Raw genomic sequence first — 20,680 nt, 5'->3', positions numbered from 1 at the left:
CCCTTGCAGCATGGCTCGGTGATAGGGTGCCCCGGCTCACAGCTGTTCTGTCGGTTCTCATGTTCTTACCCCTCATAGTCCGGTTGCAGTTGCTTCTAAAGTCGTTCCTGCGCCGCCAGGTCTGAGATCAGAAATGCGATGCGGCCAAAGCAATATCGCGTTCAACGGTACTTTCTTTGAGCCAAATCAAATATCCGAAGTGCTCGGTATCTCTGATCGGTTTGATCGGCCACCTCTCCGGGTTCGTAGATCGGGCCGGGTTATTGTGTGTGAGACATCCTCCTTAAACGGAGCTCTTGAGCGACTCATTCCTTTGCCCTTTGCTGGCAAACCTTCGGATGGTTTGGTCGAGGATCCGCACCGGATGATCTGGCGGCCAGCCGAGCAGCAGCTGAGAGAGCCGAAAGAGCCATTGCTAGACGGGAGCCTTGCGGGCCGCCAACAGCCAGCCACCTGAGAATTGGGATAGACTTCTCAACTTGCGTCGATGACCACCATCAGTCCGCCGCCGCCCTTCTCCTCGACATTGTTGTTCGTCGTGTGATGCGGAATGTGACAGTGGATCAGCCACTTGCCGGGACGCTGCGCCTTCCAGATGACGTCATAGCGCTGGCCCGGTCCGACATTGATGGTGTCGGCAAGGAAGCGGGCCGAAGGGGCAACCGTCTCGCCGTCGCGCGCGACGACCTCGAACGGCCCGCCATGGATATGCATCGGGTGGATGAAGCCGTTGTTGGTGCCGATGAAGCGGACCTTCAGGGTCTCGCCGACCTTCATGCGGATCGTCTCGGTCGAGGGATAGGCCTTGCCGTTGATGGTGAAGAAGTTCGGCATGCCGCCGTCCATCGGCATGGAAGGATAGGTCAGCCCTTCACGCACCAGCCATTCCTGCAGCTCGATGACGTAGTCATGGTCGGCGGCGACCTCGTCGGCTGGATTGGCGGGATCGATGATCAGCGCGCCATAGAGGCCGAGCGCCTGGGTTCGGTCGGGCTTGGCGTGCGGATGATAAAAATAGGTGCCGTGCTGGGTGGCCGTGAATTCGTAGGAATAGGTCTGCCCGGGCTCGATCGGCGCCTGCGTGATCTCGGCCGGCCCGTCCATCTGGTTGGGAAGGATCAGGCCGTGCCAGTGCACTGTGGTTTTCTCGGGCAGGCCGTTGGTGACATTGATGCGGATGCGGTCGCCCTGGCGGATGTGGATTCGCGGGCCAGGTATCTGGCCGTTATAGGCATAGGCCTCGACCGTCACGTCCGGCAGGATTTGCCAGCGGATTACCGAGGGCCTGAGCTCGAACACCTTGACGCCGTTTTCCATGCGGAACGGCAGTTCCCGGTCGCCCTTGGCCGCGAGGCTGTAGGAGGCGGTCACCAGGCGCGGATCGGCCGCTGCCATGTCGCGCATGGTGTCGGCCGACGTGTCGCGGTCCATGATCATGCCGCGCGGCATGATCACTCCGCCGACATCGCGGGCCGATAGCCTGAGATTCAGCCAGTTGGCAGGGGCCACCATGCCGATCGCCAGCGCCAGCGCCGACACCGCGCCGAGCGCCGCGATCTGCGGCGTGGTTGCGTCCGAGCGCATGCGATGGCCGGCACTGCGATTGCCCACGTGAGCGGCCGAGCCGTGTTCGTGATGGCCATGGCCGCCCGCGTCCGCCTGCTGCATCTGCATCCGCGCATGCTGCTCGCTGGCAGGAGCACGACGGGCTGCCACGGCCTCCACTGCACGCTCGGTCATCAGGCCATGCTTCAGCCCGCGCGCAACCAGCCAGACATTGGCGGGATAGGCCAGCGTGAAGCCGGCAATGACGCCGAGCGACATCACGCCCCAGAACAAGAGCTCGGTCGGCTCCATGGCGCGCATGTCGCGGCCCATCATCAGGAAGCTCATGACCGGCGCCATCCCGGCCATCATGAAGTTCATGGAGATGAATTCGGGCAGGAAGCTCTTCTTCACATTGTCCCAATAGCTGCCGCCCATCATCGATTTCATGAACAGCGACTGGAAAATGAACAGGCCGAAGGCAAAGCCGGCGAGGTATTCGACGATGAGGTCGAGCCACATCGGCAGGCCGATCGTGGCGGTAACGACGGCGGCAAGGATGATGCCTGTCGCATCGCCGGCGACGCAATGGATGGTCGAGCCGACGCCCTGCTTCGAGAGCGGGCTGGTGAAGGCCTCGTGCTCGCCAGGGCGCGGTTCCTTGTCGGCAAGCACATAGAGCAGCAGGCCGAGCGGTCCCATGTAGAGCGTCACCAGGATGAAGCCCCACTTCATCACCACTGGCTCGGGATTGTTTCGGTACTGGTCAAAGCCGACATAGAGCGTCGACGCGCCGGCAAGCACAAACCAAACGGCGAGGAAGTAATCGATCGGTTGGATGAACACCGCTCTCCATTTCCTGGTCAGTTCCTGAAAGTGGCCTTTCGGAACTAATGGAGAGAACGCGGCCGACGCGATTGCGATCCGTCGTCGGCCGCTAGGTAGGTCAAGCTGCCAGCTTTTGGTTATCGTATCCCGCCGATTTGATGACCTCACGGATCGCACTCTCCTCGGCAGTTGAGTTGACAGCGACGGTCGATGAACCCAGGTCGATCACCACGCGGGCCGCTGGATCGATGCTTTTGACTGCCTTTTCGATCGTGCTAGCGCAATGGCCGCAGCTCATTTCCGGGACTTTTAGTTTCAGCATCATAGCTCTCCTTGGTTTGCCGATGGAGGGAATATGGGGCTTCCCATCGTTGGAAGGTCAAGGGAGGGTCTCGCTGTGCAAGACACTTTTTCTGGCCCGCGTGCGAAACAACGAAAAACCCTCTTGACCTTCCCATCACTGGAAGCTTTATCTGTTGCTGCAACCACCCAGAAAGGGAGTTGCCAAACGATGAATGCGGTAACGAAGCACGTATCCGCCGGAACAGTCCCGAATTGCGAACCTAAATTCCAGATCGAAATCGAGGGCATGACCTGCGCCTCGTGCGTACGGCGTGTCGAGAAAGCGATAGCCGCGGCCACGGGCGTCGCCAACGCATCGGTCAACCTGGCGACCGAACGGGCCGAAGTGACGTTTGCGGGCAAGCCGGACCTCGCCCCTGTTCTCGGCGCAATCGCGGATGCCGGCTTTGCCGCGCGCGAGGAGACGATTGAACTTGCCATCGATGGCATGACCTGCGCGTCCTGCGTCGCACGCATCGAAAGGGCCCTGAAAGCCGAGCCTGGCGTAACGCAGGCGATCGTCAATCTCGCAACCGAGCGCGCGAGCGTTCGCGTGGTCGCGGGTGCTGCTGATGTTTCGGTGCTGGCGAAGGTGATCTCAGAGGCGGGCTATGAGGCGCGTCCGGTTGCCACCGATGCGACGGAGGAAGGGAGGCGCAAGGGTCGCGAAGCCGAAATGCACGCGCTCGCCCGCGCGCTCGGTATCGCGGCGGTGTTGACGCTGCCGGTCGTCATTCTCGAAATGGGCTCGCACCTGGTGCCAGCTTTCCATCACTGGGTGATGATGACGCTCAGCGACTGGAACTGGCGCATACAGTTCGTCCTGACCACCCTCGTGCTGTTCGGGCCCGGCCTGCGCTTTTTTAGCAAGGGCATTCCGGCCCTGTTCAGGGGCGCGCCCGACATGAACGCGCTCGTCGCCCTTGGTTCGGGGGCGGCCTGGACCTATTCGCTCGTCGCGACCTTCCTGCCCGGCCTGTTACCGGAAGGAACCGCCAACGTCTATTACGAAGCGGCAGCGGTGATCGTGACGCTGATCCTGCTCGGCCGCTTCCTTGAAGCACGCGCCAAAGGGCGTACCGGCGAAGCGATCAAGAAACTGGTCGGGCTGCAGGCAAAGACCGCGCGTATCGTCCGCGACGGCGTCACGCAAGACGTTCCACTCTCCGAAGTGCGGCACGGCGACCTGGTGGTAGTGCGGCCGGGCGAGAAGATCGCCGTCGACGGCGAGATCGTCGAGGGCTCGTCTTTCGTCGACGAGGCGATGATCACCGGCGAGCCGGTTCCGGTCGCCAAAGGCATCGGCGCCGAGGTTGTCGGCGGAACCATCAACAAAAGCGGCAGCTTCACCTTCCGCGCCACAAAGGTGGGATCGGAAACGCTGCTTGCGCAGATTATCCGCATGGTCGAGGCGGCCCAGGGCGCGAAGCTGCCGATCCAGGCGATGGTCGACAGGGTGACAGCATGGTTCGTGCCGGCCGTGATGGCGGCCGCTGCCGTCACCTTCGGCATCTGGCTCCTGGTCGGGCCACAGCCGGCGCTCTCCTACGCGCTCGTCAACGCGGTTGCGGTTCTGATCATTGCCTGCCCCTGCGCCATGGGACTCGCCACACCGACCTCTATCATGGTTGGCACCGGCCGAGCGGCCGAACTCGGCGTGTTGTTCCGCAAAGGCGACGCCCTGCAAACGCTGCGCGACGCTTCCGTGATTGCGCTGGACAAGACCGGCACGCTCACCGCGGGCCGTCCTGACCTGACCGATTTCGTCATCTCCGCCGGCTTCGACGAGGACGAAGTGTTAAGGTTCGTCGCGTCCGCCGAGGCCCGTTCAGAGCATCCGGTTGCCGAGGCAATAGCGCACGCGGCGAGACGGCGCGGTCTGGCGCTTGCCGTGGTGACGGACTTCGAGGCCGTTCCCGGCTTCGGCGTCAGGGGAACAGTGCATGACCGCTTGGTGGAGACAGGCGCCGATCGCATGATGGACAGGCTTGGCCTCGACATCTCTGCCTTTGCCCCGACAGCGGCGCGCCTCGCCGACGAGGGCAAAACCCCGCTCTATGCAGCCGTCGACGGTCGCGTCGCTGCCATCATCGCGGTCGCCGACCCGATCAAGGAATCGACGCCGGCTGCGATCAGTGCGCTTCATGCCCTTGGCCTCAAGGTGGCGATGGTGACCGGCGATAACCGCCGCACGGCGGAAGCGATCGGGCGGCGCATCGGCATCGACAAGATCGTCGCCGAGGTGCTGCCGGACGGCAAGGTCGAAGCTGTGAAGAGGCTCGGCGCAGGCGGCGCCCGTGTCGCCTTCGTCGGCGACGGCATCAACGACGCACCGGCGCTTGCCGCGGCCGACGTCGGCATCGCCATAGGTACGGGCACCGACATCGCCATCGAAAGCGCCGACGTGGTACTGATGTCGGGCGACCTCAATGGCGTGGCCAATGCGATCTCGCTATCGAAAGCGACCATCCGCAACATCGGCCAGAACCTGTTCTGGGCCTTTGCTTACAACGCGGCGCTGATCCCTGTGGCGGCCGGCCTGCTCTACCCGGTCAGCGGCACCTTGCTGTCACCGATGCTGGCGGCGGGCGCCATGGGGCTTTCCAGCGTCTTCGTGCTTTCCAACGCGCTCAGGCTGAAGCGCTTCCGGACACCGCTTGCGGCAAGCCGGAGATTTTTGGATCAGCCTGAGCTGGCGGTGGCGAAGTGACCTTGGTGATTGCGCTTATGCCGGCGGGCCTACAACACGTTAAAAGGAGCGTCCTATGAACATAGGTGAGGCAGCCGACGCCTCCGGCGTTTCGGCCAAGATGATCCGCTACTATGAATCGATCGGGCTGATCGCGAGCGCGTCCCGTACCGAGGCTGGTTACCGGGTCTATTCGGAAGACGACGTTCACACACTATGCTTCATTCGCCGCGCACGCGATCTTGGGTTCTCGGTGGAGCAGATGGGCAACCTGCTGGCCTTGTGGAGCGACAGGTCGCGCGCCAGTGCCGACGTCAAGCGGATCGCGCTCGACCATATCGCCGAACTCAAGCGGAAAATGCGCGAGCTGCGCGACATGACACATGTTCTGCGGCATCTCGTCGACCATTGCCAAGGCGATGAACGACCGCATTGCCCGATCATCGAAGACCTATCGAACGGCCGCAATGCCGCGCCGCCAAAGCCCGGTCAGGCCAAACGACGCATTGACCGGGCCGGGCATAGACAGGCCTTGTAGCCATTGGGCTTCGGCCCGGCCGTACTCGACAAAGACGTAGGAGAATAACTGATGCACCGACGCACTTTCCTGATGGGCCTGACCACACTGGCAGTTGGAGGCTCCGCTGCCGCGCAGATGAAGATGGATGGCATGCAGCACGAAATGCCACGCATGGACATGGGCGGCGGCCAGGACATGGGAGCGTCTGCCAACGCCGAGCCTATGCTGCCGGAAGGTGAACCGCTGCGCGAGTTGCCGCGGCTGGCGAACGAATCGACAGTTCCCGGTTCTTTCAAGGCGCGCCTGACGGCCGAGCCGGCGACGGCGCGTTTCGCCGAAGGGCTGGATACGCCGATCCTCGCCTACAACGGCACAAACCCCGGTCCATTGATCGAGGTGAAGGAGGGCGACCGGGTCGAGATCGAATTCAACAACAACATCCCTGGCGAGGAAAGCACGATCCATTGGCACGGCATGCCGGTGCCAGCCGATCAAGACGGCAACCCGATGGACCCGGTCGCATCGGGCAGCAGCCGGACCTACGCATTCGACCTGCCGGAAGGAAGCGCCGCCGCCTACTGGTACCATCCGCATCCGCACGGCAAAACGGCCGCGCAGGTCTATCGCGGCCTTGCCGGCGCGTTTCTGGTCAAGCCCAAGAGCGATCCGATTCCGGCCGAATATGGCGACACGATCCTGATGCTCACTGACCTGAGGCTGGCGACAGACGGGACCATGCCGGCCAGCACCATGGCCGACTTGATGAACGGACGGGTCGGAGATCATGTGCTGGTCAATGGGCAGAAGAACCCGAAGCTTTCGGTGGGAGAGGGCGCCAAACGGCGCTTCCGACTCTATAACGCCACCAACGCGCGCTTCCTGAAGCTTGCCTTCGATGGCGCGCTGATGACCGTCATCGGCAGCGACGGCGGCCTGCTGGAGGCGCCGGTGGCAGCGAAGGGGATCCTGCTCAGCCCAGCGGAGCGTCTTGAACTTATCGTATCCTTTGAGAAGCCCGGCCCGATTACGCTCTACACGCTAGAGTACGACCGCGGCTGGATGGGCCCAGGCCGTCCGGCGGATGCCGGGCTGACGCTGCTCACGGTCGATGTTTCGGACAGTCCGGCCCAGCCAGCCCCCGAACTTCCTCGGAAGCTGCGCACGATCGCTGCGCTCGGCGCTCCAGCCGCCAACCGGCGTTTCGTCTTCACCGAAACCATGGGCATGGGCGGCATGTCCATGGGTTCGGGCGGCATGTCAATGGACTCGCACGGCATGCAAATGGGCGGCGAGGATATGTCGATGGGCGCAGGCGGGATGAAAATGGAGTTCCTCATCAACGACGCTAGCTTCGACATGAACCGGATCGACGTCGTTTCGAAAGCAGGCGAGGTCGAGCTATGGGAAGTGGTCAACCAAGCCGACATGGACCATCCCTTTCACGTGCACGGTACCCAGTTCCAGGTCGTCGAGCGCGAGCGGGGCGGCAAGGTTTCGAGAGCGGACTACCTATCCTGGAAGGATACGGTGAACGTCGCGCGCGGCGAGACGGTGCGTCTGCTGCTGCGCCAGGATCGTCCTGGGCCGTGCATGTACCACTGCCACATCCTCGAGCATGAACAGCTCGGGATGATGGGGATAGTCAACGTGCAAGCCTGACCAGCGCTGGCGGCAACGTGGAAACACTCGCTCCCTATGGCGCGCTGTTCGTCAGCGCGTTCGTCGCCGCTACGTTTTTGCCGGCTCAGTCGGAACTGGTGCTGGCCGGGCTGCTTGCCGCCGGCCGTGGCGATCCGGGCCTGTTGCTTGTCGTCGGGACCATCGGCAACACGGCGGGCTCGGTGGTGAACTGGGCGATCGGGCGCGGCGCCGACACGCTTCTCGCTGAACGCTGGTTCGGAACAAACCGGGGTGTCTACGAAAGGGCGGTCCGCATCTTCCACCGTTACGGACAATGGTCGCTTCTATTCGCCTGGCTGCCCGTGGTCGGGGACGCCTTGACCCTCATCGCGGGAGGCGCCCGGGTGCGTCTCGTACCGTTCGTTGCCTTCGTCGGGATCGGCAAGGCCGCGCGATACGGTGCGATTATTGCCGGCTTAGCGTGGTGGACATAGGAGCGACTTGATCTACTTTCCGCGCCGCATCACCCCCACTTGAGGTCGTCATGCATCGGCGGTCGCCACGATCCATGAGTGTCTGGGGCTGGTAGGGTCCGCCTCCAGCATGACCTCGGCGCAGATGGTATGGCTTTGAGCGATCGGTTCTGCGTCCAGAGCGAGATTCGCCACAAATTTGCTTCAAACGCAAAGCCCTGTGGCCGTCGCTCCTTTGGAGAGGGGCATCTGGCGATCGACTCGAGAGGCGACTCGTGTCGCTATCGCATTCGGCGGAAGCAATGGTTAACCATTAGGATCGATATTCGGATGTGAAAACGACGCATCCGTTTGGGCAAATCCGGGGACAAACGGCAGCCTGCAAGGCCTTTTGATTTGAACCAAGTCGAACGACGCACAAACGGGCGGCATTTTCACATGAGCGTCTGGCCAAGGTGGCTGACGTTTGTGATTTTGGCCGTCGGGTTCCTCTCGGCAGCAGCCTCCGGCGCGAAGGCCGAAATCCGTTCGCTGAAGCTCTATCACCTGCACACGGGGGAAAAGGCCGAGATCGTCTACAAGCGCAATGGCCGCTACGATCCGGAAGGCTTGCGCAAGATCAACATCATCCTGCGCGACTGGCGCCGCAACGAGCCGACGAAGATGGATCCGCATCTGCTCGACCTGGTGTGGGAAGCCTACCGCGAGAGCGGCGCGACGGACTACATCCAGGTCGTCTGCGGCTATCGCTCGCCCTCCACCAACGCCATGCTGCGCAGCCGAAGCCGGGGCGTGGCCAAGGAAAGCCAGCACATGCTGGGCAAGGCGATGGACTTCTACATTCCTGGCGTGCCGCTGAAGAAGCTGCGCAACATCGGGCTGAAGATGCAGGGCGGCGGCGTCGGCTACTATCCGAGGTCCGGCTCGCCGTTCGTCCATATGGATGTCGGCAATGTCCGCCACTGGCCGGGCATCAGCCGCCAGGAGCTGGTCAGCCTGTTCCCGACCGGCAAGACGCTGCATGTGCCGAGCGACGGCCGGCCGCTGCCGGGCTATGAGCAGGCGGTGGCCGCCTACAAGGCGCGCAAGGGCGCCGGCACCCCCAATATCGAGCTGGCCAGCGCCGGCGGCTCGACCAAGCGGTCCGGCGGTCTGCTTGCCGCGCTCTTTGGCGGCGGCGGCGCGGACGAGGCCGACGACAGCGCCGATGTCGCGAGCGCCGAACCCGCGCCCCAGCCGAAGGCTGTGAAGCAGGTGGTTAGCGCAAAGGGCAATGTCCCGGGCATCGCAAGTGTTACACCGCAGGACGCCAAACGCGCCAACGTCCCGCAGATCGCGGATGACAGCGCGGACGATTCGCAGCAGCCGCAGCAGGACACGCCTGAAACGATCATCGCAGCGCTGTCGCCGAAGGATATTCCGCTGCCGGCGTCTGCGCCGAGGCCGACGACCGCTGCCGGCCAGCAGACGCCTGAAAACGTGCCGTTCGCCACGGCCGACGCATCGGCCACCAAGGAGCAGGCAGCGGCCCCAGCGAGTATCCCAATTGGGAAGACCGATAACGCCGATCCTCTTACCACCGGAACCGTCGATCCAGCGCAGGTTATAGCCGGCAATATTCCGCTGCCGACCTGGCGAGCAAATCGCTCGCTGCCGGCCGAACCGGCGCCGACGCATGGTGACGCTCTGACAGCACTGGCCTATACGGGGCAGTACGACGATCTGGCGTCCGATGCGTTCTCGGTGCTGCCGACAACGCGGCCGGAACCCGACAAGCCGGATAAGATCAAGGCCGTCCTCGAACAGGCCAACGCAACCGAGGCCGCCGCGAGCGGCGCGGAATATCAGGTGGTGTCGCTGACCGAGCCGCAGCCGCGCTCCGCCTTCACGGATCCGTCGGGCCTCGACGCGGCATCGCCACGTGAAGCCATCGCCGCCCGTCCAGCCGGCACCAACCCCGCGCTGGCGATCGGTGCAGGCGTCAAGACGGCGCGCAAGGAGGCGAGGGCTTCCGCCAACGATCTGAAGCCCGGGCCGAAGGCGATGGTGGTGGCGACGCCGCCGCAGGCTGCAAGGTGGGCGTTGGGCAGCGGCGAGAACATCGCCACCGTTTCCGATCCGACGACCGCCCCGCGCTATGCCTATAACATCGTGCGCACGCCGCCGAGCATGGTCTATACGGCGGGCTTCCAGACGAATCCCCAGACACCCGATTCCAGCCGCTTCACTGGCAATGCCGTGAAGTTTCTTTCGGTCGCACGTTTCCAAACGAACTAAGAATTAGCTGCCCCGTCCGGGCGGCTTCCTATTGTCTGAATGGCGACTGCCTTCGATCAGAAATCGCCGACAGCCGTTGTAAATCAACCGTTCGTCAACCACGGTGCGGAACAATCGCGGCCTTGATCACGGGCCAAATTTCTGTTCAACACCGCTGGACAAGTTCAGATTCGTCCGCGCCGACTAGGCTCAAGGCATGTCAAAGAGAATTTCTGTCTGGGCGTTGGCGTTGACGGCTACGCTCGCCGGCTGCGTCTCCACTGTGTCGACCGTGCTTGAGGTCGAGAACAAGGCCGTCCAGCCGATGTCCTCGAAGCTTTTGGCGGAAATGGCCAAGAAGGGGATGACAGCGCAAGATCCGATCCTGGTGCGTATTTTCAAGGACGAAAGCGAGCTTGAAGTCTGGAAGCGCGATAGATCTGGAAAGTATGCGCTTCTTAAAACGTTTCCCATGTGTCGATGGTCTGGCAAGCTCGGGCCCAAGACGAAGACTGGTGATCGGCAGGCTCCAGAGGGATTCTACAATGTCTCCGCCGGGATGCTGAACCCGAATTCACAATACTATCTGTCATTCAACTTGGGCTATCCAAACCGGTTGGAAAAGGCCCTCGGCTACACGGGGGAAGCCATCATGGTGCATGGCGCGTGCTCCTCGTCAGGATGTTTCGCGCTGACCGACGAGGGAGTCGCCGAAATCTATACGATTGCCCGCGAGGCGTTGAAGGGAGGCCAAACAGCCTTTCAGGTGCAGTCACTTCCATTCCATATGACCCCGGAAAACATGGCCCGGAACCGCAGCAACCCGAACTTCGAGTTCTGGACCAACATCAAACAGGGCTACGACTACTTTGAGGTCACGAAACGCGAACCCAAGGTGTCGGCGTGCGGAAGGCACTACGCATTCAACACTGAATTTGATGGAGGCGAGCCCAGCGATCCCTTGGCGCCGTGTCCGCCATCGTCAAGCGCCGGGACCGGGGATCCGAAAGTTGCTGCAAAGCAAGCCGCCGACACAAGGGCGATGGAGGCCGCTCTCCAAGGCAAACCTGAAATTTCGGAACATGCCTACCTAGACGGCGGTATGCATCCGAGCTTCCGTGCCCTGTTGAAGCGTCGAGGCGCCCAGGAGCTGGCGAAGGAAACGTCCTTGACGGATGTTCCGATCAGCCGTCCTGAATCAGCGCTGGCCGATCCCCACAAGCCCGGCGAATAATCCGAAGACAAGTTCATCCCGGTGCGACGACCTCCAATCTAGGTCGACCGAGGTTCGTCATCGGCGGGCACCGGTGTTCTCGCGGCAATAGCGCTGTTCCAGTACAACCTGCGGACAGATATCGAACCTCGGCGCGTGGCCCTTGGCCACTTCCGCTGGAACTGGTCGTCGACTTCGGGCGGTGGGCTGGCGTCCTCGGCTGCTTCGCAGGCGATGCGATCCCAGGTGTTCGCGCCCCCACTCAGCCTTCGGAACACGCGGTTTTCATCGCATGGAGGGGAACCTTGCACGGGCTGCTTTGTTAGACTGACCTTAAGCCAATAACCACGGATAAACGACGTGAAGCACGTTCTTGCTCGAGTTGCTGCCCATTATGGCAAGGGGGCGCTCCGCGCACTTCTTGGACTGCTTGTTGCCGCCGGAATTTCAGGGGTCACGCCCGCCTATTCCAAAAGCCGCTCTGACCGCGCCTTCCTGGAGTGGGCGATCCAAATCGAAATTCAACAGCAGGATATGGGCAGGATTGCACAAAGGCGGGCGCAAACCCCCGCGATCCGGGAGCTTGGCGCTTATCTCACCGAACGACACCGTCAGGCAGAGTCCAGGCTGAGACTAATTTCAAACCGGTTGGGCGTTCCGCTTTCGAACAGGCTGTCGGCGACGCATCTCAGGGTCCAAAGGCGCTTTACATCGATTCCGAGCGCAGACTTCGATAGAGGATTCATCCGCCACGAAGTAGGCGACTACCGCTACTTCATAACCCATTTCGAGGCGGCGGCCGCTTCCCGCAACAGCTCAATTCGGCAATACGCGAGCAACGAACTGTCAAGCCTCAGGCAGGATCAGACCACGATTTTGACCCTGGCGCATCAGGGGTCGTGAATCCGCCGACATCGCAAACGCAACCAGTCGCGAGCGCAGAAGCCTTAGTCCGTCGTCGACGGGCGACAGCAGTGTCTTCGCTCGCCACAAGCCTCGGCATACCTGCAACTGCCCCAATCCACCCGCATCGATTTCCCGCGGTTCAGGGACATTCTCTGGCATGCCAACGAGCGAGTTCACACGACACCGTCGACCGCATTGAGGAGCTTGCGACTGCCCGCCGGCTGCTACAACCCATTGTCCGGCTGCTCGATCGGCGTGTAGATCAGCACGAAATTGTGGAAGCCGCTCTCGCAGACGTTCCAGGAGAAGTGCACCCGGTTTCCGCGGTGCGCGTCATTCCAGGTCTTGGTCGAAAAGTTGCAGTCACCTAGGGTGCTGCTGTTCTTCTCGGCGGGCGCTCCGTATTGGTTCGAAAGCCGACCTCCGACAAGCGAGGCGGTTTCTCCATCGGCAATCTCAAGGTAGACGCCGCTCAGCCTATCGTCGGCAAAGTATAGCCAGACCGGGGCCTTGAATTCCGGAGCCGCGTAGATTCCGTTCAGAAGCGCGGCGCCGCGGATTAGCGGGATCGCATGCCCAGCTTGTTCCTCCGGCGTCGTTTGGCTCAATGCGATCTTGCTGGATTTCAAGACCTCGTCTGGCGACTGGCCCCAACGGGTGAATTGCCAATCGGCACGAGCCATCGTCGTCGGCAGGAAGACGGCTAGCACAAGGCCATGGAAAGTTGCGGCAACCGAACGTGAAGCCCTTTCCATCGATGTCCTCTCCCTGTCGCCTACAAATCTCAACTTATTGGCGAGCCTTTTGCCGTGTCGACTTTCTTGCGGCCTTGGCAGGGGCTTTCCGACCAAGTCCCATCGACTTCGCCAACTCCGAGCGCGAAGCAGCGTAATTGGGCGCAACCATGGGGTAGTCCGACTTCAATCCCCACTTCTCGCGATACTCGTCGGGCGTTAGCCCGTAATGAACGCCGAGATGCCGCTTCAGCGATTTGAACTTCTTTCCATCCTCGAGGCAAATAATGTAGTCGGGGAACACCGATCTCTTCGGATTGACTGCCGGAGCCTGGGCCGGCTTCTCGGATTCGGTTGGCTGGCCGATTTTCGAGAGCGACGAATTCACGCTGGAAATCAGTTCCGGCAGAGACGCGACGGGTACGGGGTTCTTGCTGACGTAGGCGGAAACGATATCGGCAGTTAGTTCGATCAGATTGATAGTCTCGTCGGACAAAATAAACTCTCCTGCTTAAGTGCGTCCGTCTTCCTAACTTCCCGAAGCCGTGCAATCAACGACAGAACTGCACATTTATTACTGGTTCACCGGGGCGCCTTTGCGGGCGGCTGAGGCCGACCGACTTCAGGCTTGAACGGTCCTCGAAGGAATCCGCGGATTTTGGGAAATGTTTTCCCGACCTGGATTGCCGCTGTCGAAAAGGTTGTCGAGTACTCACCATTGGGTTGTAATCGCTGCCCTGGGTAGCAGAGATCAAACCCGGCTCGGCTCTGTAGAATCTAACGAAGGCATTTACGGCGGATTCACCCTTCATTCAGATGGCTCAGTTTTTGTCGCAGGGGCTCTCGACTCCCCCGGCGCGCTTTTGTATGTCAGCGACCATGTTCAAGAGCGCCCTTTCTTTCGCACGCATATGACCCTCGCCATCCGGTGAGCGACGTCATTTATCGTGCAAAGAAAGGAACCAAATCTTGGATATCACCGCTCGTATCAAGCAGGCCATTGCCGCGCATTCACAGCCGCTGCCTGAGTACGCTTCCCTTAGCGCCTTCGACCTTCGCTTCCGTGACGGCAACGCTGCCGACGGCTGGCATCTCGATGACGAGAGCCTGACGCGCGCAGGATACTACTGCACGTATGCCCGGAGGGCGACGGCGGTCGTGCTCATGCCCGGATTCCCGTCGATCCCCACCTTCTGGCGCCCGGCCGTGTTCTTCCTGCCGGACGACCCGACCCTGAAGCCGGAGATGGCGTACGACGGCGATCCGCTGCGGCGCGGCTGCAAGCCCGTCCCAGTCGCGCAAAGCGACGTGTCGAAGGCGAAGATCGAGCGCGAGGTTTTCGGGCATATCGAGCCCGCGTTGGATGCCCTGGCTCGCTTCTACCGGCGGACCGGACAGCGCTGGGAAGTGCTCTATCTCCGCGAGCGCGACCGCTGCCAGAAGGCGGGCGAGGCGTTCGACTGGTCCGAGTTGCCTGTCGACCCGGGCACGCTCTCCTAGCGTCTTCCGTTCGGAGCCGTCCTTTCGGGCGGCTCCTCGCCAAAAACACTGAGACCAACGCGGCTTTCGACGATAATGCGGTTGCCAGCGTGCAGCCGTGTCGTCGGGAAGAGATGCCCGACCTAAGTCGCCTTAGCCTTTCATAAAACCTGTTCTGCTACTTCCATCGATTTTCGGGGGCTTGGATACGAGCAGGAATGGATCGACCTATTGCCGCCGATTCGTGGCAGGAAATACGCCTTCAGGTTCTCGAGCGTGACCACTACCGCTGCGTCTCCTGCTCGACCCCGGTGAAATCGGCCGAGGCGGATGTCCATCACCTGTTGCCCAGATCGATGGGTGGGACGGACGAGCTCTCGAACCTGATCACACTTTGCGATGGCTGCCATGCAGCCCATCATCCAAACCTGGCCGGTGGGCTTGCGAGACGAGTTATCGAGCGATGGGCGGTCAGGCTTGCTCGCTGGTTGGATACCGAAGGCAAGTTTTCTGAAGGCGTGGGCAATTTCGGCCCGGCCCTTCGGCTGTTCGGGAAGGACCGCTTCCGGGAAGGCCAGTTGCCGATAGTGCTGGCTGCGCTCTCGGGAAAATCGGTCCTGGTCGTCAGTCCGACCGGATCGGGCAAGACCCTTTGCTTCCAGCTGCCTGCCGTGCTTCGCCGCGGCCTGACCATGGTCGTCAGCCCCCTGAAGACCCTGATGTCGGAACAGGTGTCCGATCTGCTGGCGAAAAAGGTCCCTGCCACCTTCATCAATAGCGACCTAAGCGTTGAGGAGAAACAGACCCGATTTTCGCTGCTGGGCCGGGGCGCGATCAAGTTGCTCTATCTAGCTCCCGAGCGCTTCTTCGTCAGGAGCGAGAGCGAACGTGCTCGCCTGAAGCAGACGCGGCCTTCGTTCATTGTCGTGGACGAGGCCCACTGCGTCGATCAATGGGGCAGGGACTTTCGGCGGGAATACGGCCGCCTCAAGGAGGTCCGCGAAAAGCTAGGTGCGCCACCCGTCCTAGCGTTCACGGCGACCGCCGGGCGTGAGATGCAGCAGCGCATCCTGAAATCGCTCGGCATCGAGGACGCCGAGGTCTTTGTGCGCGATGTCGACAGACCGAATATCGCGCTCCTCCGATGGCGATGTGCAGCCGATCAGCGAGCCGTCGAAATCGCATCGCTCCTGCGGTTGCCACAGCTCCAGGGACAGAAGGCGATGATCTTCGTGCCGTCAACGAACGTCGGCGAGGAGCTGCAAGCGGCTCTGCGCAGTCTCGGGCTTGAAGTGCCGCTCTATCATTCCAAACTGGGAAACGCATGGGAACGGCAGGAACTCGTCAAGCGCTTCCTTGGGCAAAGCAAGCCGGTCGTCGATCAGATCATCTGCACCAATGCCTTTGGCATGGGCCTCGACGTCCCGAACGTCCGCCTCGTGATCCATTGGCAGCAGTCGGCGTCGGTCGAAGATCAGCTGCAGGAGTTCGGCCGCGCCGGAAGGGATGGGAAGCCTTCCGTGGCGGTTATGTTCCATAGTGGTTCGAGCGTCGGCCGCGATATCTCAAGGTTGCGTTTCATGGCGGAGAAAACGGTTGAGGCAGCACAGGTCCTCGCGCTCGACCGGGAGCAGATGCTGGAGCAGCGCCATCATCAGATCGATCAGGTCAGCGAGCTGATGAGGACACGGTCCTGCATGCGCACCGCGATCTCCGAATATTTTCAGGGGCCGAAGGCCATCCGGCGCCCAAGCCTTTCGGTCAGGATTCTGGATTGGGCATTCAGCAGCCGAAGCAAGACTCGACGTTTCCAGGCCTGCTGCGATCATTGCAACCAGGCGGAGATCAAACGCCGTGGAAGGGCGGGGTACGTCGCCCGTGTCATTGCCGGCTAGGTTTACGGGTCGACGAGGCCCGTGAATAGCAGCGGACCGCGCCTGATCTTCTTCCTGCTCGGATCATCGCCCTGGCAATCGCCAGCTCGGCCTCGACCTTGGTGGTTTCCGGCGATTGAAGGAGATCCGGTGGGAGCGGCGAGTTGCCTGGCGGGACGAATAGCCAACCCGGCTGCCACGTCACACGACGATGCCTTTTGCGCTGAGCAGTCGATCACTGGACTTATATAAACCTTAAGTGGGAAAGCTCTTAATCCCAAGTTGAGTTTTGTAGGATCGAAGATCTAATATCCAGCGGTTGAAGCAGGTGTTGAGGGGCTGCCTAGAATGAACGCCCGCCTATGTTGTCTTCCGGTTTTGATCGCGCTCTGGATGGCGACGATTTCGATTGCCTCCGCCCAGGATTTCAAGGCGCCCAAGGGCGAGCATTGGGTGGCGGTAGCGAGCACCCAAGACATTAACAACGCAATCGGCATCGCGCGATACTTCGGTCGCGACGCGCGGGCGGTGCGAACAAGGAATGGATGGTTCGCCGTCGTTCTTGAACCGCGAAAGGGCACGATGCAGGAGATCAGAAAGAAGCAGGCGTGGCTGCAACTCCCCGGTGATGCCTTCCTTGCGGATGGAAAATTCATCACCGAAATAGTTTGGGCGCCGCGAGATGCCGTTCTTGCTCAAGGCTCGTTGACCAGTGAACGTCCGGCCGTGGTGACCTCGGGGCGTTTGACGGTGGTAGCCCAGCGGAGGATGGGTCACGATGGATGGACAGCGCATCTGATCGGCCAGATCGAGGGCAGGCAGGCCTTTGACCTGAGCTATACGTTCGAGACGGCCGCGGATTATCCCTCTACACTCCAACTCGTCCATTTGAACAAAGACAATGAATTCCCCGATGTGGTGTTCGACGCAAACACTGGGGGAGCTCACTGCTGCGTACAAACGATGGCCGTCACGCCGGATTTGGCTGGCCACTGGTCGGTCGTCGATTTGGAAACGCTCGACGCCGGAGGCCCTGGTTTTGAAGATGTCGACGGCGATGGGGTCGCTGAAATCGTTCACGGCGACAATGGGTTCCTGTACCTCTTCGCGCCGTATGTAGAATCGTTTCAGCCAATACTCATCAAGAAGCTGGTTGGCGGTAGCCTGCGAGACGTTTCGCTGGAAACCCAGTCGCGGCCACGTCTAATTCAAGACACCAGGGGTCTGGAGTTTATGGCGAAGCTGGATCCTTCGCTCTGGAACAAGAACGGCTTTCTGGCTGCCTGGGTAGCTGACAAGGTTAGGATAGACGAAGGATCCGACGCTTGGAACAAAATGCTCCAGGCATACCAGCGTGACACGGACTTCGGAGTGAGCAAGTGCGAGATCGATGAGCCCATCGCCAAGTGTCCGTTAGACAAACAGCGAATGCTTCCGTTTCCTGAAGGTCTATCGCAACATCTCCAGGAAGCCGCGTACACGCATGCCTATGTAGAAAATACCCCCGCGCCGACTCCGGCTAGTGTCCCGAGCACGCCTAGTTCGCCACAAGGCGGCGAAGCGGCGGCGACCGGGACCTCGGGGACGGGTTTTTTTGTATCAGGTGACCAACTGCTGACCAACGCCCATGTAGTCAAAGGGTGTGAGGATGTTGATACTTCCATTGGTGGGATACGAACTCCCGGAAGGGTCATGGCGAGGGACCCAATCAATGACCTGGCTGTAGTAAAGGTGAACAGCGCCGGCGCGGCAGTCGCACAATTAAGAGGCGGCGTCAGACTGGGTGAAGATATAGCCGTGTTCGGCTTCCCTCTCAGGGGCATTTTGGCAAGCTCTGGCAACTTTACCAGGGGCACGATAACGGCCATGGCGGGATTGGGCGACGACTCGCGATATTTCCAAATCTCGGCTCCGGTTCAGCCCGGCAATAGTGGAGGGCCCCTTGTTGACCGAAACGGCAACGTTGTTGGGATAGTGGTCTCGAAGATCGATGCCCTAAAGCTTGCTTCCATCACGGATGACATCGCCCAAAACGTGAATTTCGCGGTCAAGGCTTCGATTGTTGAGAGTTTTCTCCAGGCAAGCGGAGTCCAATTCTCCTCGGACTCTGCTCACCAAGAACTGGCTCCGGAGGATTTGGCTGCAAAGGCCCAATCCATTTCCGTTCCGATCGAATGTCGGCCTCGGATGCAGTGATCGCAGCGAGCTGATCACTAGAAGCGTATCTCCACCAATGGCAGCGCCGCCGGGAACATGCAGGCAAAAACGACAGTCATCGCCAACCATTTTGAGTGTGCCAGGCCGCATCCGCTGTGCCCTGCCGAAGCCGAATTGCGGCCGACTGCAAGCCCTTAGAACTCGCCCGGCCTAGCAGGAGAGATCGCTCCTGTCCCCGATGCAGTCATTCGAGCTGCCTGTAGGTGGACGACGTATGAGGGTCGAGGCCGGTTCGCGCTTTTAGGAAATCGATGTAGGCAACTGCGGTGTTGTAGAAATTCCTGGCATTTTCGGGGTCAGCCATTCTCGCGAAATCGCGATGCATGGTCTTTCGGTGCAACCTACCGGGAGCCTTGATCGTGTCGGCAATTTCCGTCGGGCCGATCTCGTAGGGAGAGGAGTGGGTCACGAGATTGCGCCATTGTTGCATCTGGCCGATGTCGCGAAAGAGTCCGCGGCTCTTGTCGACCTCGATCCCAGCCGCAGACATCAGCAACTCCATCTTGTCCCAGAACGCCCTCTTGGTCCGGTACGCCTGGAAATCGAAGCCCGCGAAACGCTCTTCCGATTGCATTGCGAACGCAACCGACGCGGAGAAGCTTTCGATAGCGGCGAACGCCAGAACCATGCCCCCTGTGAAAAAGGAGAAGCCCATCGATAGGCTGCCGGACCGCGGCTTTTTATCCATCGCGAGACCCGCCCTAACCAGTTCGCCGGCAGCGTGCAGGGTCAAATCCCAATCGTGGCTCTGCGCTGTGTATTCGTGAGACAATCGAGCTCCTTTAGCTTACCAATCCATGTTCGCGGCGATGTCCATAGCGCCGACAAGATGATCCGCGAAACGGTTCATCGCCTCGATGGAGGCCATGGCATTTGCGTAGGTGCCGTCACGAGCCATCGTCATTATGAGTGGCAATTCATATTCCTGGACGTAGATTTTGGCGGGCGCGCGCGGCCCGTCCCACAAGTACGGAATGAATTCTGCAATCGAGGCAAGCGCGCTTTCGATATTGAACGAGGTAGATTGGCCGAAGGAGAAAGTTCCGCTGCCGATCGGATCAGGCAGCCGAACCGGCACAGCGCCAGCCGATGAGTGAAAATCGAATGCCTCGCCCTCCTTTCCGAAGGAGCCGTGGGCCACGAAATTGCGCAACTCTTTGCGCACTCTGAGCAACTCGTCATAGAGCTCTTTTGAACGCGTGTCCGAGAGGTCGAACGCCAGCTTGAACTTGGTGGCCCAATCGGCTTCAGCGGCGTGCGCGACCTCGCCCGCGCTCGCGAGCATGCCGCACAGGATGCCAACATGGATCAGGACGTGTTCCGTCCAGCTGAAGAAGGCCTCGATCGCGGCGAGGCCGAGCCATCTTGCCTCGGTTCGAATGCGCATGGCCGGATAGGATATTGATTGCCAGCTATAGCCCCTCTTGTTGGTTTCCGATGTGACGTTACGCTCGCCCTTCCGCTTTTCAGCTTCCTCTGCCTTTCCGAGATAAAGGTCACGTAGGTACTCGAAACGCTCGAAGAGCGAGGCGCTGTTGTTCCTAACGTTAACTGCCGAGTCTTCCACAGCCTTCGTGGCAAGCCAGTCGAAAAAGGACCGCGCGGCCTTCACCGCTTTGTGGATGTGATTGACGATCTTCGCAGCGTCCGCCTCATCCCGCTCTCCGCCTGCCGCGAAGACCCCGACACCGAACTTCCGATGCTCGACCAGGAAAGCGCGGCCGTTGAATTCGAGCGGGATTGACCATGCCAGTTTCTCGAACCGTCCCAGATCTCTGAAGCCCAGAAGATCGGCCAGGACGAAGTACACGAGATGCTGTGGCGGGAGCTTGCGGCCTGCGTCCGTGCGCCGGGCGTTGAACAGGAAATCCTTGTCGGCCGGCGTGTTCTCGGTCGCCGGGCTGACGGGCCCAAGAGCTCGGCGCGCCTTTTCGCGCACGCCTTCGAGTTCGGGGGGAAGGGGGTGGCGTTTACCCGGCATGAT

General features: G+C 61.0%; 16 protein-coding genes. 10 read left to right on the top strand and 6 right to left on the bottom strand.

The features are described 5' to 3' along the window. Positions 1 to 474 precede the first annotated feature (474 nt). The gene (locus RFN28_RS05415; RefSeq protein WP_320286344.1) at positions 475 to 2,391 is read right to left on the bottom strand and encodes a multicopper oxidase domain-containing protein; all 1,917 of its coding nucleotides are present in this window, start codon (positions 2,389 to 2,391) and stop codon (positions 475 to 477) included. Between the two features lie 100 nt (positions 2,392 to 2,491). Continuing rightward, on the bottom strand, positions 2,492 to 2,695 hold the full coding sequence (locus RFN28_RS05410; RefSeq protein WP_320286343.1) for a heavy-metal-associated domain-containing protein: 204 nt from the start codon (positions 2,693 to 2,695) through the stop codon (positions 2,492 to 2,494). A 267-nt stretch (positions 2,696 to 2,962) separates the two neighbouring features. Here RFN28_RS05410 and RFN28_RS05405 point away from each other — a divergent pair, with 267 nt between their 5' ends. From RFN28_RS05405 to RFN28_RS05375, 7 genes are all read left to right on the top strand, one after another. Then, positions 2,963 to 5,425 (top strand): heavy metal translocating P-type ATPase, encoded by a 2,463-nt coding sequence (locus tag RFN28_RS05405; protein WP_430677324.1) that lies wholly within the window; start codon positions 2,963 to 2,965, stop codon positions 5,423 to 5,425. Between the two features lie 55 nt (positions 5,426 to 5,480). Then, on the top strand, positions 5,481 to 5,942 hold the full coding sequence (cueR, locus tag RFN28_RS05400; protein WP_320286341.1) for a Cu(I)-responsive transcriptional regulator: 462 nt from the start codon (positions 5,481 to 5,483) through the stop codon (positions 5,940 to 5,942). Positions 5,943 to 5,993: 51 nt separating this feature from the next. Further along, positions 5,994 to 7,583: a multicopper oxidase family protein gene (locus tag RFN28_RS05395; RefSeq protein WP_320286340.1), complete on the top strand. Its 1,590-nt coding sequence runs from the start codon at positions 5,994 to 5,996 to the stop codon at positions 7,581 to 7,583. Positions 7,584 to 7,600: 17 nt separating this feature from the next. Further along, positions 7,601 to 8,038 (top strand): YqaA family protein, encoded by a 438-nt coding sequence (locus RFN28_RS05390; protein WP_320286338.1) that lies wholly within the window; start codon positions 7,601 to 7,603, stop codon positions 8,036 to 8,038. A gap of 417 nt (positions 8,039 to 8,455) precedes the next feature. Then, a complete protein-coding gene (gene mepK, locus RFN28_RS05385) occupies positions 8,456 to 10,294 on the top strand; it encodes a peptidoglycan L,D-endopeptidase MepK (RefSeq protein ID WP_320286336.1) in 1,839 nt (612 codons plus the stop codon). Between the two features lie 196 nt (positions 10,295 to 10,490). Next, positions 10,491 to 11,507, top strand: a complete 1,017-nt coding sequence (locus tag RFN28_RS05380) for a L,D-transpeptidase family protein (protein ID WP_320286335.1) — start codon at positions 10,491 to 10,493, stop codon at positions 11,505 to 11,507. A gap of 339 nt (positions 11,508 to 11,846) precedes the next feature. Further along, a complete protein-coding gene (locus tag RFN28_RS05375; protein ID WP_320286334.1) occupies positions 11,847 to 12,389 on the top strand; it encodes a DUF4142 domain-containing protein in 543 nt (180 codons plus the stop codon). Between the two features lie 227 nt (positions 12,390 to 12,616). Here RFN28_RS05375 and RFN28_RS05370 read toward each other — a convergent pair whose 3' ends face one another. Further along, positions 12,617 to 13,147 (bottom strand): hypothetical protein, encoded by a 531-nt coding sequence (locus RFN28_RS05370; protein WP_320286333.1) that lies wholly within the window; start codon positions 13,145 to 13,147, stop codon positions 12,617 to 12,619. A 34-nt stretch (positions 13,148 to 13,181) separates the two neighbouring features. Then, positions 13,182 to 13,622, bottom strand: coding sequence for a Ros/MucR family transcriptional regulator (locus tag RFN28_RS05365; RefSeq protein WP_320286332.1), 441 nt, complete (start codon positions 13,620 to 13,622; stop codon positions 13,182 to 13,184). A 473-nt stretch (positions 13,623 to 14,095) separates the two neighbouring features. On the opposite strand from RFN28_RS05365, the gene RFN28_RS05360 reads away from it, so the two are divergent. The 3 genes from RFN28_RS05360 (at position 14,096) to RFN28_RS05350 (ending at position 18,675) form a co-directional block, all read left to right on the top strand. Further along, complete coding sequence (locus RFN28_RS05360; RefSeq protein WP_320286331.1) at positions 14,096 to 14,626, top strand: hypothetical protein; 531 nt, start codon at positions 14,096 to 14,098, stop codon at positions 14,624 to 14,626. A gap of 197 nt (positions 14,627 to 14,823) precedes the next feature. Then, positions 14,824 to 16,500, top strand: coding sequence for a RecQ family ATP-dependent DNA helicase (locus RFN28_RS05355; RefSeq protein WP_320286330.1), 1,677 nt, complete (start codon positions 14,824 to 14,826; stop codon positions 16,498 to 16,500). Between the two features lie 327 nt (positions 16,501 to 16,827). Beyond that, on the top strand, positions 16,828 to 18,675 hold the full coding sequence (locus tag RFN28_RS05350) for a S1 family peptidase (RefSeq protein WP_320286329.1): 1,848 nt from the start codon (positions 16,828 to 16,830) through the stop codon (positions 18,673 to 18,675). A 205-nt stretch (positions 18,676 to 18,880) separates the two neighbouring features. Here the strand turns inward: RFN28_RS05350 and RFN28_RS05345 are convergent, their stop codons facing one another. Together RFN28_RS05345 and RFN28_RS05340 are read right to left on the bottom strand one after the other, a co-directional pair. Next, positions 18,881 to 19,468: a hypothetical protein gene (locus tag RFN28_RS05345; RefSeq protein ID WP_320286328.1), complete on the bottom strand. Its 588-nt coding sequence runs from the start codon at positions 19,466 to 19,468 to the stop codon at positions 18,881 to 18,883. 15 nt (positions 19,469 to 19,483) lie between these two features. After that, positions 19,484 to 20,677 carry a hypothetical protein gene (locus tag RFN28_RS05340; RefSeq protein WP_320286327.1) on the bottom strand — a complete coding sequence of 398 codons (1,194 nt, stop codon included), beginning with the start codon at positions 20,675 to 20,677 and terminating at the stop codon, positions 19,484 to 19,486. Positions 20,678 to 20,680: the final 3 nt, after the last annotated feature.

The sequence above is a fragment of the Mesorhizobium album genome, from assembly GCF_033977205.1.
GTDB lineage: Bacteria > Pseudomonadota > Alphaproteobacteria > Rhizobiales > Rhizobiaceae > Mesorhizobium > Mesorhizobium album.
Note: the sequence above shows the minus strand (reverse complement) of the source record. Positions and strands in the feature narration are given on the sequence as shown.

What these genes read in the sequence shown, in the direction of transcription:
- RFN28_RS05410 (WP_320286343.1), bottom strand. Translation starts at nt 2,695, where the DNA reads ATGCTGAAACTAAAAGTCCCGGAAATGAGCTGCGGCCATTGCGCTAGC.
- RFN28_RS05405 (WP_430677324.1), top strand. Translation starts at nt 2,963, where the DNA reads ATGACCTGCGCCTCGTGCGTACGGCGTGTCGAGAAAGCGATAGCCGCG.
- cueR (WP_320286341.1), top strand. Translation starts at nt 5,481, where the DNA reads ATGAACATAGGTGAGGCAGCCGACGCCTCCGGCGTTTCGGCCAAGATG.
- RFN28_RS05395 (WP_320286340.1), top strand. Translation starts at nt 5,994, where the DNA reads ATGCACCGACGCACTTTCCTGATGGGCCTGACCACACTGGCAGTTGGA.
- mepK (WP_320286336.1), top strand. Translation starts at nt 8,456, where the DNA reads ATGAGCGTCTGGCCAAGGTGGCTGACGTTTGTGATTTTGGCCGTCGGG.
- RFN28_RS05380 (WP_320286335.1), top strand. Translation starts at nt 10,491, where the DNA reads ATGTCAAAGAGAATTTCTGTCTGGGCGTTGGCGTTGACGGCTACGCTC.
- RFN28_RS05370 (WP_320286333.1), bottom strand. Translation starts at nt 13,147, where the DNA reads ATGGAAAGGGCTTCACGTTCGGTTGCCGCAACTTTCCATGGCCTTGTG.
- RFN28_RS05355 (WP_320286330.1), top strand. Translation starts at nt 14,824, where the DNA reads ATGGATCGACCTATTGCCGCCGATTCGTGGCAGGAAATACGCCTTCAG.
- RFN28_RS05350 (WP_320286329.1), top strand. Translation starts at nt 16,828, where the DNA reads ATGAACGCCCGCCTATGTTGTCTTCCGGTTTTGATCGCGCTCTGGATG.
- RFN28_RS05340 (WP_320286327.1), bottom strand. Translation starts at nt 20,677, where the DNA reads ATGCCGGGTAAACGCCACCCCCTTCCCCCCGAACTCGAAGGCGTGCGC.